This window comes from Alkalibaculum sporogenes (genome assembly GCF_009362815.1).
GTDB classification, from domain to species: Bacteria; Bacillota; Clostridia; order Eubacteriales; family Alkalibacteraceae; genus Alkalibaculum_A; species Alkalibaculum_A sporogenes.
Genome location: NZ_WHNX01000047.1, coordinates 1 through 15,320 on the forward strand (window position 1 = coordinate 1; position 15,320 = coordinate 15,320).

14 protein-coding genes, 2 tRNA genes, 1 pseudogene and 1 riboswitch are annotated in these 15,320 nt (G+C 31.3%); of the genes and pseudogenes, 13 read left to right on the forward strand and 4 right to left on the reverse strand.

Going from position 1 to position 15,320, the window contains the following annotated elements; genetic code table 11:
• A partial coding sequence (locus GC105_RS15580) for a SpaA isopeptide-forming pilin-related protein (RefSeq protein WP_152806673.1) occupies positions 1 to 708 on the forward strand: 708 nt, incomplete at its 5' end.
• Positions 709 to 938: 230 nt separating this feature from the next.
• A riboswitch (cyclic di-GMP riboswitch) is annotated at positions 939 to 1,024 on the forward strand.
• A gap of 13 nt (positions 1,025 to 1,037) precedes the next feature.
• Positions 1,038 to 2,252: a transglutaminase-like domain-containing protein gene (locus tag GC105_RS15585; RefSeq protein ID WP_152806675.1), complete on the forward strand. Its 1,215-nt coding sequence runs from the start codon at positions 1,038 to 1,040 to the stop codon at positions 2,250 to 2,252.
• Between the two features lie 118 nt (positions 2,253 to 2,370).
• On the opposite strand, the gene cls is transcribed toward GC105_RS15585, so the two are convergent.
• Positions 2,371 to 3,819, reverse strand: a complete 1,449-nt coding sequence (gene cls / locus GC105_RS15590) for a cardiolipin synthase (protein ID WP_152806677.1) — start codon at positions 3,817 to 3,819, stop codon at positions 2,371 to 2,373.
• Between the two features lie 177 nt (positions 3,820 to 3,996).
• On the opposite strand from cls, the gene GC105_RS15595 reads away from it, so the two are divergent.
• The 3 genes from GC105_RS15595 to GC105_RS15605 all read left to right on the forward strand — a co-directional run bounded on the left by GC105_RS15595 (position 3,997) and on the right by GC105_RS15605 (position 4,703).
• Positions 3,997 to 4,428 carry a 2-thiouracil desulfurase family protein gene (locus tag GC105_RS15595; protein ID WP_152806679.1) on the forward strand — a complete coding sequence of 144 codons (432 nt, stop codon included), beginning with the start codon at positions 3,997 to 3,999 and terminating at the stop codon, positions 4,426 to 4,428.
• 74 nt (positions 4,429 to 4,502) lie between these two features.
• Positions 4,503 to 4,579 (forward strand) — tRNA-Pro (locus GC105_RS15600).
• Positions 4,580 to 4,626: 47 nt separating this feature from the next.
• A tRNA-Ile gene (locus tag GC105_RS15605) sits at positions 4,627 to 4,703 on the forward strand.
• Between the two features lie 259 nt (positions 4,704 to 4,962).
• Here the strand turns inward: GC105_RS15605 and GC105_RS15610 are convergent.
• Positions 4,963 to 5,904 carry a C40 family peptidase gene (locus GC105_RS15610; protein WP_152806681.1) on the reverse strand — a complete coding sequence of 314 codons (942 nt, stop codon included), beginning with the start codon at positions 5,902 to 5,904 and terminating at the stop codon, positions 4,963 to 4,965.
• Between the two features lie 849 nt (positions 5,905 to 6,753).
• Between GC105_RS15610 and GC105_RS15615 the strand changes: the two genes are divergently transcribed.
• The 3 genes from GC105_RS15615 to GC105_RS15625 all read left to right on the forward strand — a co-directional run bounded on the left by GC105_RS15615 (position 6,754) and on the right by GC105_RS15625 (position 9,164).
• Positions 6,754 to 7,536, forward strand: coding sequence for an ABC transporter substrate-binding protein (locus GC105_RS15615; RefSeq protein ID WP_152806683.1), 783 nt, complete (start codon positions 6,754 to 6,756; stop codon positions 7,534 to 7,536).
• 199 nt (positions 7,537 to 7,735) lie between these two features.
• Positions 7,736 to 8,425, forward strand: a complete 690-nt coding sequence (locus GC105_RS15620) for an amino acid ABC transporter permease (RefSeq protein ID WP_152806685.1) — start codon at positions 7,736 to 7,738, stop codon at positions 8,423 to 8,425.
• Between the two features lie 10 nt (positions 8,426 to 8,435).
• Positions 8,436 to 9,164 carry an amino acid ABC transporter ATP-binding protein gene (locus GC105_RS15625; RefSeq protein WP_152806699.1) on the forward strand — a complete coding sequence of 243 codons (729 nt, stop codon included), beginning with the start codon at positions 8,436 to 8,438 and terminating at the stop codon, positions 9,162 to 9,164.
• Between the two features lie 112 nt (positions 9,165 to 9,276).
• On the opposite strand, the gene GC105_RS15630 is transcribed toward GC105_RS15625, so the two are convergent.
• Entirely contained in the window at positions 9,277 to 9,702 is a 426-nt protein-coding gene (locus tag GC105_RS15630) for a universal stress protein (protein ID WP_152806687.1), read from the reverse strand.
• Between the two features lie 251 nt (positions 9,703 to 9,953).
• Here GC105_RS15630 and GC105_RS15635 point away from each other — a divergent pair, with 251 nt between their 5' ends.
• The 5 genes from GC105_RS15635 to argS all read left to right on the forward strand — a co-directional run bounded on the left by GC105_RS15635 (position 9,954) and on the right by argS (position 14,979).
• A complete protein-coding gene (locus GC105_RS15635) occupies positions 9,954 to 10,427 on the forward strand; it encodes a VanZ family protein (RefSeq protein WP_152806689.1) in 474 nt (157 codons plus the stop codon).
• 216 nt (positions 10,428 to 10,643) lie between these two features.
• The gene (locus GC105_RS15640; protein WP_152806691.1) at positions 10,644 to 11,480 is read left to right on the forward strand and encodes a CvfB family protein; all 837 of its coding nucleotides are present in this window, start codon (positions 10,644 to 10,646) and stop codon (positions 11,478 to 11,480) included.
• Between the two features lie 234 nt (positions 11,481 to 11,714).
• Positions 11,715 to 12,755: a D-alanine--D-alanine ligase family protein gene (locus GC105_RS15645; protein WP_152806693.1), complete on the forward strand. Its 1,041-nt coding sequence runs from the start codon at positions 11,715 to 11,717 to the stop codon at positions 12,753 to 12,755.
• Between the two features lie 100 nt (positions 12,756 to 12,855).
• Positions 12,856 to 13,287 carry a YwiB family protein gene (locus GC105_RS15650; protein ID WP_152806695.1) on the forward strand — a complete coding sequence of 144 codons (432 nt, stop codon included), beginning with the start codon at positions 12,856 to 12,858 and terminating at the stop codon, positions 13,285 to 13,287.
• Between the two features lie 15 nt (positions 13,288 to 13,302).
• Positions 13,303 to 14,979: an arginine--tRNA ligase gene (argS, locus tag GC105_RS15655; protein WP_152806697.1), complete on the forward strand. Its 1,677-nt coding sequence runs from the start codon at positions 13,303 to 13,305 to the stop codon at positions 14,977 to 14,979.
• Positions 14,980 to 15,221: 242 nt separating this feature from the next.
• Here the strand turns inward: argS and GC105_RS15660 are convergent.
• Positions 15,222 to 15,320: pseudogene (locus GC105_RS15660) on the reverse strand (transposase); the annotation flags it as partial.

The following is a 15,320-nucleotide window of genomic DNA, read 5'->3' on the forward strand; positions in this document are numbered from 1 at the left end:
ACTTTTAATCTATATCAAAATGAAGAAGAAGTAGATAGTAAAGTAACAGATAGTGAAGGAATAGTAGTATTTGAAGGATTAGTTCCAGGAGAATACTTCCTAGAAGAGATAGCACCAGATGGATACGAGAGTAGCATAGACGGTTTACTAGCAGTAAATGTAGTAGGTAAAGAAGTAAGTAGTGTAAATGTAATAAACAGTTTAATCACTGGTGGTATTGAAGTTATCAAAACTATCGACAGTATAGATGGAAATCCACAAGAAGGTGTTACTTTTAATCTATATCAAAATGAAGAAGAAGTAGATAGTAAAGTAACAGATAGTGAAGGAATAGTAGTATTTGAAGGATTAGTTCCAGGAGAATACTTCTTAGAAGAGATAGTACCAGATGGATACGAAAGTAGCATAGACGGTTTACTCGCAATAAATGTAGTAGGTAAAGAAGTGAATGTAGTAAGTGTAATTAACACAGAGATTATTGAAATAGACGATGAAGAAATTCCACTAGGGCCAATTATATTTCCAGTAGATCCTAAAGACGACCCTAAAGAAATAGATGATGATAAGGAAGTAGTAATTATCGATGAAGAAAAGACTCCACTAGGTGGTGCAAAACTTCCTAAAACTGGTTCTATACCAACTGTATTATTCTACGGAGCAGGTTTAGCACTAGTGTTAACAGGAACTATTCTTAAAAAGAAAAAATAGTTTTAACTTACAGTATCATAAAAAGATAAAACTGGAGGGTTGATAACTCTCCAGTTTTTGTTATGTGCGAAGAAAACGAGATTATATTATTATTTATGGCTATAATGGGGCTTGATTGGGTTATTTTTTCAAGTAGAATATTATTCCAATTTTTTAGAATAATAACTTGTCAAATATTGTCCTATAATATATAATGAAATTGTAAATTAATATGACTTCTAAAGCTTCTCAAACGATAATAGCAAACCAACTGAAAGGTTGGGACGCAAAGCCATAGGGCCTACACATAATTATGTAAGGCAGCCGAGCTACCGAAAGGAGAAATTTTTATGCGTAAAAATATTGTAACAATAATTGTAATAATTTTAATTACATTCAGTATGTCTTTTGTACAAGCCAGTTCAAAAGTAGATACACGTCAAAGTGCAAACAAAACTACTAAAACATCTCAAACATCTGTAATAAGAAACTTAAAGTTAACAAAGGTAAGCGGTGTACCTTTAAAAACAACACAGGGAAAAGAAAAAGTGATTAAGACTGCTGCCAAAAAGCCTACTCAAAATAATGTAAAAACTACTAAAACAAATAAAACTACCACAACTACTAAAAGTGTAGTACAAAATAATACAACTCAAAAAAAAGCAGCTAAAGCAACCACGCCAACTACTACAAAAGCAGTCAAAAATAGTTCAACTCAAAAAAAAGCAACTGTTGCAACTACTGCTAAAGTAGCTCAAAATAATACAACTCAAAAAAGTGGGACTGTAGCAGCAACTGAAACTGTACAAGCTAAACCAGCGCAAACTAAAGCAACAACAACTACAAATTCGACAGAGTCAAAACCATCAATAGATGTGAGTAATGCAAACAATGGTACTGTCAAGGCAAAATATTTGAGTGCCAAAAAATTAAAAGTACAAATTGTTAAAGGTGATAAAACATACAATTATGATCTCAAAGGCGACAACAAGTATCAAAGTTACCCATTACAAATGGGTGATGGAACATATAAAATTAGTGTAATGGAAAATGTAGAAGGCAATAAATATAAATCTGTCTTAACTAAAGAAGCACAAGTTAAAACTACAAATCCTAATCAAAAATACCTAACATCAGTGCAGATGATTAACTGGAGCAGTTCTATGGCTCCCATCAAAAAAGCTAGTTCATTAGCTAGTGGAAGTGATGCACAAAAAGCAAGTAAGATATATAGTTTTGTAGTTAGTAGTATTAAATACAATAGCGATATAACTAGTTTGCCAAGTGGATATGTTCCAAATATTGAAACTACATATAGTTCAAAAAAAGGTATATGTTATGACTTTGCATCATTATACGCTTCAATGATGAGAAGCGTAGGTGTTCCAACAAAACTAGTTAAAGGTACATCTTCTAATGTAAATGGATATCATGCATGGAATGAAGTGTATATAGACGGCAAATGGCGTATAGTAGATACATCATATGATTCGCAATTAAAAGCTGCTGGACATAGTGTAACCATGTATAAATCAGGTGGATATAGTAAACAAAAAGAATATTAAACCCCTATCCCTATAAAGCAATATAATAAGAAGCGACGGCTGTAAATAGCGTCGCTTCTTATTATATAAATAATTCTTAAATAAGCAGAAAGAAATTCGATTATAGTTTTGAGTATCATTACAGTAGTGGGGAAAATAACCTGGATATAGATTCTTTGAATTTTACAGCCAAATGTCTTTTGAGGTACTCTTCATAAGTTAAGTCTCTACATACTTCTATGTCTGCTAAAAATATTTCTTTAAATTTCTTACATGTTTCTTCGTCATATATAAAAGCATTTACTTCAAAATTCAATCTAAAACTTCTAATGTCGAAGTTGCAGGTTCCAGTAGAACAAATAACATCATCTGCTACAATAGTCTTTGAATGTAAAAAGCCATTATCGTATATATATACCTTTGCTCCTGCTTCTAGCAACTCCCCAACATAGGAAATAGTTGCCCAATATACAAAGGGATGATCTGGCTTATTTGGGATCATTATTCTTACATCTACGCCAGATCTAGATGCAATTTTTATTGCTTCCATAATGCTCTGATCAGGCACAAAGTACGGGGTTTGGATAAAAAGATACTGCCTTGCAGAGTTTATGATTTTTAGAAAACCTTCTTTTATTTGATCTTCAACTTCATCTGGGCCAGAAGAAACTATTTGGACACCAACAGAACCATTAAAAGTTCGATCTGTTAAATAATCACTAGTTAATTGTACATCTTCGTTTGTTGCAAAACGCCAATCCAAAATGAATCTAAGTTGTAATTCAAATAATGCACCCCCACTTAACTTTATATGAGTATCACGCCAGTATCCCATAGATTTCTTTAAACCAAGATATTCATTTCCAACGTTAAATCCACCTAAGTAGCCAATAGACCCATCGATGACGACAATTTTTCTATGGTTACGGTAATTAGCTTTGAAGTTAATAAAATTTATCTTTGATGGAAAGAACCTTCCAACTTTACCGCCAGCAGAAATAAACTCAGCGAGATGCTTTCGTTTTATTGATATGCCCCCCATATCGTCAAACAAGAGGCGTACTTGGACACCTTCAAGAGCCTTTTTAGTTAATAATTCTATAAGAGATATACCCAAGTCATCATTTTTAATAATAAAGTATTGTATATGAATATGATGTTTTGCGTAATGGATTTGTTCAAATAAATCTTTAAATTTTTCTTTACCATCTATAAATATTTTGATATCGTTATTATTAGTATATAAAGAATTGCTGACATTTTGATGAAAACGTATAATATCCTTGTATACATCTTTGTTAGAATAGCAAAGTTGAATTTTGTCACTCATTAAATCTTTTTTTTGTTGTTTTAAAAGTTTTGTAGTTGTCTCTAATTCTTCACTGTTTAATTTAAAAATTTTTCTCCTGGCAATATTTTGAGAGAACAGTAAGTAAAATACAAACCCGATAGCTGGAATAAGCCAAATAAATAAAAGCCAGGCATATGTACTTTGAGGATCTTTACGCTCGAGGAAAATAATAGTAAAAGTAAGTATAATATTAATTATTAAAAGTGAAGATAGGCTATAAGAGGTGACTAATAGCATAAAATTTTCCTCCTTAATTATTTGATAGTAGTTTAATTGAGATCAAAACTGCACAATAATATCTAAATTATGAGCTAAGACTCTATTCATCTAGGATATTATAACACATTTTACTGATAGTTATCAGCAGTTGTATTGTAATATAATAACAAAATACTTATGAACAAGGAGAAAACCATGAAATCAAATAAAATAATAGTAAGTGCGTGTTTAGCAGGATGTAACTGCAGATATAATGGCAAAAATAGCAAAGTGAAAGAAATAGAAGAATTAGTTAATAAAGGTAAAGCTATAACGGTATGTCCAGAAGTCTTAGGAGGACTTCAAATCCCTAGAAAACCTTGTGAAATTCAAGAAAATATAAAATCATTTTGCATTGTTAATGAAAAGGGAGAAGATTTAACAAAAGCTTTTTTAAAAGGTGCTCAAAAAACCCTTGAGCTAGCCCAAAAGACAGATCCTCCTGAAATCATTTTGAAATCAAAAAGTCCTTCTTGTGGATATGGACAGGTATACGATGGAACTTTTACAGGTACATTGCGAAAGGGAAATGGCGTTACAGCAGAAATTCTCTATCAAAATGGATTTAATATAATTAGTGTTGATTGATTAATTAAAAAATAGCAAAATTTTCTTTTGACAAAACATCAAATTTATAGTATATTAGTATTTGTCGCTGATTACGAGGTGTAGCGCAGTTTGGTAGCGCACATGGTTTGGGACCATGGGGCCGAAGGTTCGAATCCTTTCACCTCGACCATAAAATTTTATAGCTATTTATCTGCGGATATAGCTAGCAACTATCTAGGGCTTTTAGCTCAGTTGGTTAGAGCAACCGGCTCATAACCGGTAGGTCCGGGGTTCGAGTCCCTGAAGGCCCACCATATTCACGTGGATAATATGAATATGTTGGATTAACTTAAGCAAACAAAACAAAAATACTATATTAATATAGTATTTTTTTTATACAAAATAATAGGGATGATTATAGATTTTGAATTGGGTATAAAAAAACAAACTTCAGGTTCAAAGTTTGTTTTTTTATTAGTTATCCCGAATTAACAGGCACTAAGACTCCCGTCAAGTTGATACGAGCCTCGTCAACCCTGACAGGGTCAATACCAGATTTCAAAATAAGAAAATTTATTTAATTATTCTTCTTGCCCCTATGTATCGCGGATTCCAGTATGAGTTATCCAAGTTGGTAATTGTTACACCGACACTGCTACTTGAGTGAATAAAACTATTATTTCCAACATATATTCCTAAGTGAGAAGCACCAGACGTATAAGTTGTGAAAAATACAAAATCTCCAAGCTTTAGATCTCCTCTATTAACTGGTGTCCCAATAGTATACTGTTGAGCAGCTGTTCTTGGTATAGTAATTCCATTTTGTTTCATAACATATTGAGTAAATCCAGAACAATCAAATCCTGTAGGAGTAGTACCAGCATTTAAATATGGGATTCCTATAAGAGATTTAGATGTTGAAATTACATTGTTTATTGTTGATTGGATAGAACTTGAATTGTTGGAACCTCTATTGATGATTGTTGAATTAGACACTCCATTTAATTTAGTTTGTAATACATTAATAGTTTGGGGACCGACAACTCCATCTACAGTAAGACCATTATCTCGTTGAAAAGCAATAACTGACTGTCTTGTAATATTGCCAAAAATTCCATCTACTACCCCTACACTATAGCCTAAAGTTTTTAGATTGTATTGAAGTTCTCTTACAGGTTCACCCCGCATTCCATGTCTTATTAAACCAGTGTAACTAGGAGTTTGATTATTTGTACTAATTTTTCTTTTAAGTGTAGCGAATGTCTGAGGTCCAGCTACACCATCCACACTAAGTGAATTATCCCTTTGGAATCTTGTAACTGCTTGTCTTGTTTGGTTTCCAAATATGGAGTCTATAGGTCCTACTGAATAACCAATAGAGCTCAAATCCCTTTGAAGTTCATTAACTGAATTTCCTCTCATCCCAAATGACAAGATGCTTTGTGCTGAAACAGAGCTAGTAAAAATCATTAAGGTTAAAACTAAGAAAGTACATATCTTAACTGTCTTGTTCATTTTATGTCTCCTTTCTTTTCTTCTATTTTATGTTTCCTATATATATTGTAACAAAAGAATATACAGGTTGTAAAAGTTCAATATATGGTAATTCCTATGAGCTTATTGTTGATTTATATAATCAAATGTGTTATACTATATAATGAAAATAATAATGACAAAGTTATAATACAATATGAAGTAGATAGAATGAGTAGTTGGTTTTATGAGCTGGTTCACGTATTTTATATGTGGGAGTCAGTAAGTTAGCCGTAATCTTAAAGGATTTAAAGCAAAAATTTTATTGAAAAATAGTTATTAGAACTGGGGTTTGGTTAGGATCATATGGTCATAATCTATACTATTAATTTATATAATTAATAAATTTAATGGTATAAAGTGAACTGATTATCAGGAAAGCTTAAACACTCTAACTCTATATATATTTATATATAGAGTTAGAGTGTTTTTAATTATCGCGAAGTAATGAGCCAAGTGGCTGCTTGCAGATATTTGGCGACTACCGCGTAACCGCGAGAAACTTACAAAGCGTGTTTCTTGTAGTTAGGAGGGTGCTCGGGCTATAAAACCATAGGGTTCCCTAGCGAAAGCATCGAAGACGTTCTATTTATATATTATGAGCACAGCATAGGCATTAGCTCTAAAAATAGTATAAGAGGATTGAGAAGCCATCTTAAATCAAGAAAATTTTCCTAAAAATTTAAGTAATTTATAAATGATTAAAGTCGATATACTACAGTATGCCTGAGTAGATACGTCTAGATATCTATACTTTAATAGTGTATGTGAATAATAACGTCTAAGACGATATTTTCGTATAAGTAACCACAAATAAAAGGAGGTAAAAGAATGATTAAAAAATCAATTGTAATAATTTTATCAAGTGTATTTTTATTAGTACTATTAACGGGTTGTAGTGATGGGAGTCAAACAACTTACAGTAAAATTATCGAAAATGAGGAAATGACTTTTGCAATGACAGGAGCATATCCACCATTTAACTTTATCGATGATAACGGAGACTTGGCAGGTTTTGACATTGAAATAGCTAATGCTATTGCAGAAAAAATGGGAGTAGAAGCTGTTCCAATTACTACTGAATGGGACGGTATAGTAGGTGGACTGACAGGAAATAGATTTGATATGATTATCGGTAGTATGGCAATTACAGAGGATAGGTTAGAACAGGTGAATTTTACTAATCCTTATTATTACGAAGTAGCTCAGTTTTTTGCTGAAGTAGGTTCAGGTATAAGTAGTATTGAAGACTTAGAAGAAGGAAAAGTAGGAGTTGTGACTGGAACAACTTATCATGAATACTTAAAAGAATTAGAAAATATTGAAATACTCCAATTTACAAGTGATGTTGATAACTTTATGAGTGTCCAACAAGGAAGATCTGATGGTTTGGTAACAAGCAATATAGTAGGATCTCAAGCACCTAGAGAATATAATGTTGATATTGAGCCTATTGGAGAAGCTTTATACGCAGAAGATATAGCTATAGCTATAAGAAAAGAAGATACAGAGTTATTAGAAGAGGTAAATAAAGCGTTACAAGAGATTATTGATGATGGTACATATGCACAGATTAGCGATAAATGGTTTGGAATAAACCTTTTAGAAAAGTAGAATTATTTGTTTTAATCTTTAACTAAGCTATCATAGGGAATTATCTTTGATAGCTTAGATTTTTTAGTCATAAATAACAAATAGAGATGGTGTGTCTTTAATTAGGCTATTACATCAGTATTTTCTCTGCTTCAGAGCTTTGAATATACTGATGTAGTTGTCTTTATAAGAAACACTAATATTAATTCGGAGGATAATTATGGAATTCGCAACAGGGTTTTTCAATAGTACAGTAAATTTTTTTACAACCGTAATAGATTTTGCACCTAAATTCATTCCAGGTGTAACTGCTACATTACAATTAGCTTTTTTATCAATACTTCTTGGTACAGCCATAGGACTTGTAGTAGCTGTATTAAAACTAACTCGTAAAAAGATTTTAATTAGAATTATGAATATATATATCACTGTGATTAGAGGCACGCCACTATTACTACAACTTTATTTTATTTTTTACGGATTACCAGGTATGGGCATAGAGATAGATCGTTTTCCCTCTGCTGTTATCGGATTAGCTTTTCACAATGGTGCTTATATTAGTGAAATATTTAGAGGTGCTATAGAGTCTATCGATTATGGACAAAGAGAAGCAGCAAGATCTCTTGGAATGTCTAGATGGCAATCTACCAAGAGAATCATTTTACCTCAAGCGTTTAAACGTTCAATTCCAGCCTTAGGTAATCAGTTTATAATAGCAGTAAAAGATTCATCATTAGCAAGTGTAATAACAATTACAGAGATTATGCTTTTGGCAAGGCAATTTGTTGCTGCTACGTTTAATGTATTTCCTATATTTTTCATAGCAGGAGTATATTATCTAGTAATAACTATGGGTTTAACAAAACTTTTGCGAATGATAGAGTTAAAATTGAAGGTTAATGAGAGGTGAAAATATGAGTATGATAGAGATTAAAAACTTACATAAATACTTTGGAGATTTAGAAGTGTTAAAAGGAATAGATTTAACGGTTAATGAAAAAGAAGTAGTTTGTCTTATTGGAGCTAGTGGTTCTGGTAAAAGTACATTATTGAGATGTATAAATTCTCTAGAAAAGAAGACAGACGGCGATATATGGATTGATGGAGAATTAGTTGAACATGAAAAAGAGAGTAGCATAAATCATATTAGACAGAAGGTAGGCATGGTATTTCAACGGTTTAATTTATTTCCTCATATGACTGTTGTTCAAAATGTCATGGAAGGGCCACTAACTGTTAAGAAATTACCTAAGGAAGAAGCAAAAAAACTTGCTATGGAGCTTTTGGTCAAAGTAGGTATTGATGAGAAAGCCGATGAATATCCTGCAATGTTATCAGGTGGCCAACAACAGCGAGTGGCAATTGCACGTTCACTTGCTATGGAGCCAAAGGTAATACTATTTGATGAGCCTACATCAGCATTAGATCCGGAATTGGTAGGAGAAGTTCTCAAAGTTATGAAGGATCTTGCTAGAGAGGGTATGACAATGATCGTCGTTACTCATGAAATGGGATTTGCAAAAGAAGTAGCTGATAGAGTAATTTTTATCCACGAAGGCTTGATTGCAGAAGAAGGAACACCAGATCAAATCTTTAATAATCCTCAACATGAAAGATTGCAGAATTTTTTAGGACAGATTTTAGAGTAGACGTATTATGCTACAAAACCCATCTGTTTTTTATTATGGATAAACAGATGGGTTTATTTATTATTAAATTAAAAACTATAGAATTTGTAGAATTTTAATACAATTCATAGAATTATTTGACTATTAGCACAGGACACTTTGTCTCATGTAGAATTTTCTGACTGACACTTCCTAAAATTGATCCAGTGACAAATCCGTGACCATGACTACCCATAACTACTAAGTCAATTTTTTGTTTATCTATCTCCTTGATAATTTCTACTACGGTATTGCCGGAAACAATCTTTTTATTAAGAGGAACATCTACATCTATATCAGCAAGTGTTATATCTAGAGCAACTTTACCTACGTTTTCTAATGATTCTTCATTAACTGTAATACCATACGATAAAGCATATCCCCAATATGATGCAGGAGTGTGAACAACGTGAACAAGTATTATTTCACCCTCAGTTATTTTTGCTATTTTGATAGCTTCTTCTAAAGCTCTCTTAGAAAACTCAGAAGCATCAGTAGGTACAAGTATTTTTTTATACATAAGCATATCCTCCTATTAATATATATTGTGTTAATTATTACCCTTATAAAACGGCGTTAAACTATTAGGACGTATTTAATGAATATTATAAAATTATATTCACTATTTTAAAATAAATTACTACATAAAGTTAAACAGATAAATTAATGTGTATTTGTGTATTATTGTAGTAAGAAAATTTATGATACTATGTAAAAGGAAATAATACTTATGTAGACGAATAATAATATGTATAAGGAATGGAGTATTATATGGTATATAATAATAAAAAAACAGTTACAATAGTTTCATGGATAGGAGTAATCATATGGATGAGTTTAATATTTTATTTATCATCACAACAAGCTACACAGTCGGCACAACTATCCACGGGAATTACTGAGAAGATAATAAATATTATACAGAAATATATACCTAATTATAATGTGGATATACTGAGTTTCAACAGTATAATAAGGAAGAATGCACATTTAATAGCCTACTTTATTTTAGGTGTTTTACTTATTAATGCTATTAGTAGAAATAGAATAATTGGATTTAAGGCTTATGCTCTAGCACTATTAATATGCATATTATATGCTATAAGTGATGAAATACATCAATTGTACGTTCCGGGTAGGAGCGGAGAAATTAGAGATGTATTAATAGATAGTATTGGATCATCTATTGGGATTAGTATATTTGCATTAATTAAAAAGATTAAGTTAAAATCTAGTTTAAACTAGTACTAGTAAACTAAATTTATACTTATCTTAAATTTATTATAAAATAAATATTATAAAACTATTATATTATAAAGATACTAATAAAGAAAAAGGTGATGAGCTAATATAATAATATATTTGTTTACACAGAATTGTTTGATATTATAAGTAGATTAAGGTATTATCTTAGTTAAGACTTACTTTGAGTGAGTGTATTAAATGAAAAGAAGGTATATAATGATAGAATTAGGAAAAATACAGAAGATGGTAATAGTTAGACGTTCAAAAATAGGAGTTTATTTGAATTCTAAAAATGATGAGATTATGGAAGAAATTTTACTTCCTAAGAATCAAGTTTCAAATGAAATGCAACTTGACGATGAAATTGATGTTTTTGTTTATAAAGACTCAGAAGATAGACTAATAGCTACGATTAAAACGCCTAAGATAACTCTTGGAGAAATTGCTATGCTAAGAGTCGTGGATATTACAGGTATAGGAGCATTTTTAGATTGGGGTTTAGAAAAAGATTTATTTTTACCATTCAAAGAACAGCTTGGTAAAATTAGAGAAGGAGATTATTATATAGTAGGTCTCTATATTGATAAGAGTGAAAGACTCTGTGCGACAATGAAAATTTCTAGATTATTAGAAGATCAATCACCTTACAAAGAAAATGATCGAGTAAAGGGAATTATCTATAGCATTAATAAAGAGTTAGGCGCATTTGTTGCTGTAGATAATAAATATCATGGACTAATCTCTAGTAGTGAGTTCTTAGGTGCATGTGATTATGGTGACAATGTAGACGTTCGAGTCAAACAAGTGAAACCAGATGGTAAATTAGAATTAAGTTTTAGGAAAGAAGCACACAATGAGATAGATGATGATTCAGATAAAATATATAAAAAGCTAAGATATAGAGGTGGAAGCATTAATCTCAATGATAAGAGCTCCCCAAACGCTATCAAATTAGAATTTAATATGAGTAAGAGCGCTTTTAAAAGAGCTATAGGGCGTTTATATAAAGAACAGAAAATAAACATAACTGAAAAAGGTATTGAATTAAAATAGTTTGTAGAAGATTTCTTTTTACACATAAATAAATTCGAATGATAATATAATAAAACATACTATTATGTGGTGATTATTTTAGTCACCACTTTAGAGTGCACAGTAGGTTATCAAATCTTGTACCTTGCTTATAGATCATAAATAACTATTATCAACAAGAAGTGACTCAAGTATAAAACTTAAAATATAGGAACAGAATTTTAATATTGTATAGCTATAGGGGGAGGTCAATTAATGAAGTTAAAAGTTGGCGTATTATTTGGTGGTAAGTCTGGAGAACACGATGTTTCTCTGATGTCAGCCAGTAATGTTATAGAAGTAATGGACAAGGAAAAATACGATATAATAAAAATAGGCATTACTAAATTAGGTAAATGGATGATATATACAGGAGATACACAAAACATTGCTGATGGATCGTGGGAAAATGATAGAGAATGTACAATCAAGGAGTTTTCGATTTTTGACCATCCCATGATTAACGAAATTGATGTTTTTTTTCCAATATTACACGGTCCTAATGGCGAAGATGGTACTGTTCAAGGATTATTGAAGATTATGAATAAACCATTTGTAGGTTGTGGAGTACTAGCTTCATCAGTAGGAATGGATAAAGTTTATTCTAAAATATTATTTGAAAATGCTGGAATACCTATTGGTACTTATATGTCATTATACAAAAGCGAATGGGTATTAAAGAGTAGTAAGATAATTTCTAGCATTGAAGAAAAATTAGCTTATCCATTTTTTATCAAACCTGCAAATATGGGGTCTAGCGTAGGTATCTCTAAAGCACATAATAGAGATGAAATGTTAGAGGGATTTATGGAAGCATTCAAATATGACTCGAAGCTTATATTAGAAAAAGCGATTGATTGTAGAGAAGTAGAATGTGCTGTATTAGGAAACAAAGAACCAAGAGCCTCTGTCCTTGGGGAAATTCTACCATCACAAGAATTTTATGATTATAAGGCAAAGTATACAGATGGTGATAAATCTACTTTGATTATCCCAGCACAACTAGATGAAAAGACTACAGAAAAAATAAAGGATTATGCAGTAAGGGCTTTTAAGAGTATAAATGGACGAGGATTGTCTAGAGTAGACTTTTTTATAGATAAGAATACTGGAGAAATAATGATCAATGAGATTAATACATTACCAGGGTTTACCAATATAAGCATGTACCCTAAACTTTGGGAAGAGACAGGTATAAGTTATTCAGATTTAGTAGAAGAGATTATCAGACTTGCTATAGAAGAATATAATAGTTAGGCACTCAATTTTTCATACTATAACTATAATAGTGATAATGCTTACAGTGATAAAGATACAGGTATATAAGTAACCCATGTTAAATTAAGAAGGTGTAAAAATGAGTGATAAGAAGAAAATTTGGATATCTATTAAAGGTAAAACGACTCAGGAAGATGGACCAGAGGATATAGTGGAGTTAATAACACAAGGAGAAATATATAAAAAAAGAAAAAGTGACTATATAATTTACGATGAAACACAAGTTTCAGGTTTGGAAGGAACTACAACTACTTTAAAAATAGACGATAATAAGATAGCTATTATTAGATTAGGATCAACAAATTCTCATATGATATTTGAAAAAGGAAAGAAAAATTTTAATACATACTCCACTCCTTATGGAGATATGTCTATGATGGTATATACAAAAGCAATAGATATAAATTATAATAGTGATAATAACCCTACAAATATATACGTAGATTACAATATAGAAATACAAGGACTTGCATCAACTAGAAATGTATTAAATATTGAAGTAAAGCACTAAGAGAGGTTGGAACAAATGAAAAGTACAATTAATAAAATTATAGCTAGTATTAAATTAGCAGTAAATGAAAGTATTACAAGATCAGTAGACGAAGGTGCTTTTACTATAGATCATATGCCATCTATTATTATTGAGGTGCCAAGAGATACAACTCATGGAGAATTTTCAACTAATGTTGCTATGCAAATTACAAGACAAGCAAAAAAATCACCAAAACTTATAGGCGAAGTTATTATTAAAAACATAGATACTAATAATAGTTATATTAAATCAGTAGAGTTAGCTGGGCCAGGTTTTATTAATTTTCATTTAAATCAAAATTGGTTATATGAAGTTCTAGAAGATATATATGACTTAAGAGGAAGTTATGGAAGTAGTGACATTGGTGCTGGGAAAAAGGTAAATGTTGAATTTATCAGTGCAAATCCTACAGGGCCTATGCATATGGGAAATGCTAGAGGTGGTGCAATTGGCGATGGCATAGCTTCTATTTTACAATGTGCGGGATATCAAGTTTCACGAGAGTTTTATATAAATGATGCTGGAAATCAAATAGAAAAATTTGGACAATCATTAGAAGCTAGGTATTTACAATTATTAGGTCAAAATATAGAATTTCCTGAGGATGGGTATAAAGGCGAAGATATTACGGAACACATGAAAAATTTTATCGAAGAACAACATAAAGAATATATTGATGAAGAAAGCGATAGGCGAAAGAAAGCTTTTATTGAATACGCATTAAATCTTAATTTACAAAAGATTAAAGAAGATTTAAACGAATATGGAATTAAATACGATGTATGGTTTTCAGAAAGTGTCTTGCATTGTCAAAATCAAGTTAATGCTGTAATAGATGAACTTAAAAATAAGGGCTATGCATATGAAAAAGAAGGAGCAGTATGGTTTAAGGCAACTGAGTTTGGCTGCGAAAAGGACGATGTGCTTGTTAGGAATAATGGAATTCCTACATACTTTGCAGCTGATATAGCATATCACCTTGATAAACTTAGAACCAGAGAATTTGATTGGTCTATTAATGTTTGGGGTGCAGATCATCATGGACATGTTGCTAGATTAAAAGGTGCATTGGAAGCATTAGGAATAGAGCCAGATAGATTGACAATTATTATTATGCAACTAGTAAGACTTACCCGAAAGGGCGAAATTTCTAGAATGTCTAAAAGAAGTGGTAAAATGGTGACATTATCGGATTTGATTGATGAAGTCGGCAAAGATGCTGCAAGGTTTTTCTTTAATCTAAGATCTCCAGATAGTCATTTGGATTTTGATTTAGATTTAGCTATGGAACAGTCAAATGACAATCCGGTCTTCTATGTACAATACGCTCATGCTCGAATTTGTAGCATACTTAGGCAACTAGATGTAGAAGTGAGCTTTTCTCAAGTTACTCTGACCCTTCTAAAAGAAAAAGAAGAGATACTACTAATCAGGAAACTGGCAGATTTACCTCAAGAAATCATAATGGCTATAGAAAAATTAGATCCAAGTAAGATTACTAAGTACGCTCTAGATCTATCTTCAGATTTTCATAGTTTCTACAATGCATGTAGGGTAAAGTTAGAGGATGAAGAATTGATGAAATCTAGGATAATATTAATCCAATGCACAAAACAGGTAATAGAAAACTGTTTAGGAATATTAGGAGTAAGTGCACCAGAAATAATGTAATTTTAATTAATAATGAATAATTATTAAATTAAAATGCAAAACGACAAAATGCAAAACGACAAAATGCAAAACGACAAAATGCAAAACGACAAAATGCAAAATGCAAAATGCAAAATGCAAAATGCAAAATGCAAAATGCAAAATATCATAAAAAACCCGTAGACCAGCTAAGCAAAGTCAAGTAAAACATCTAAAATAAGAATTAAAATGTATTGTATAAAAATAAGCATAGCAAACAAGCCAATGGAACACCTAGCGGCTGTAAACAATACTCTTCTAGCAAAGCGAGACCCACGTTTAGACATAGAAATTTTTGTACCTTTAAAATTACCAGATTCTTT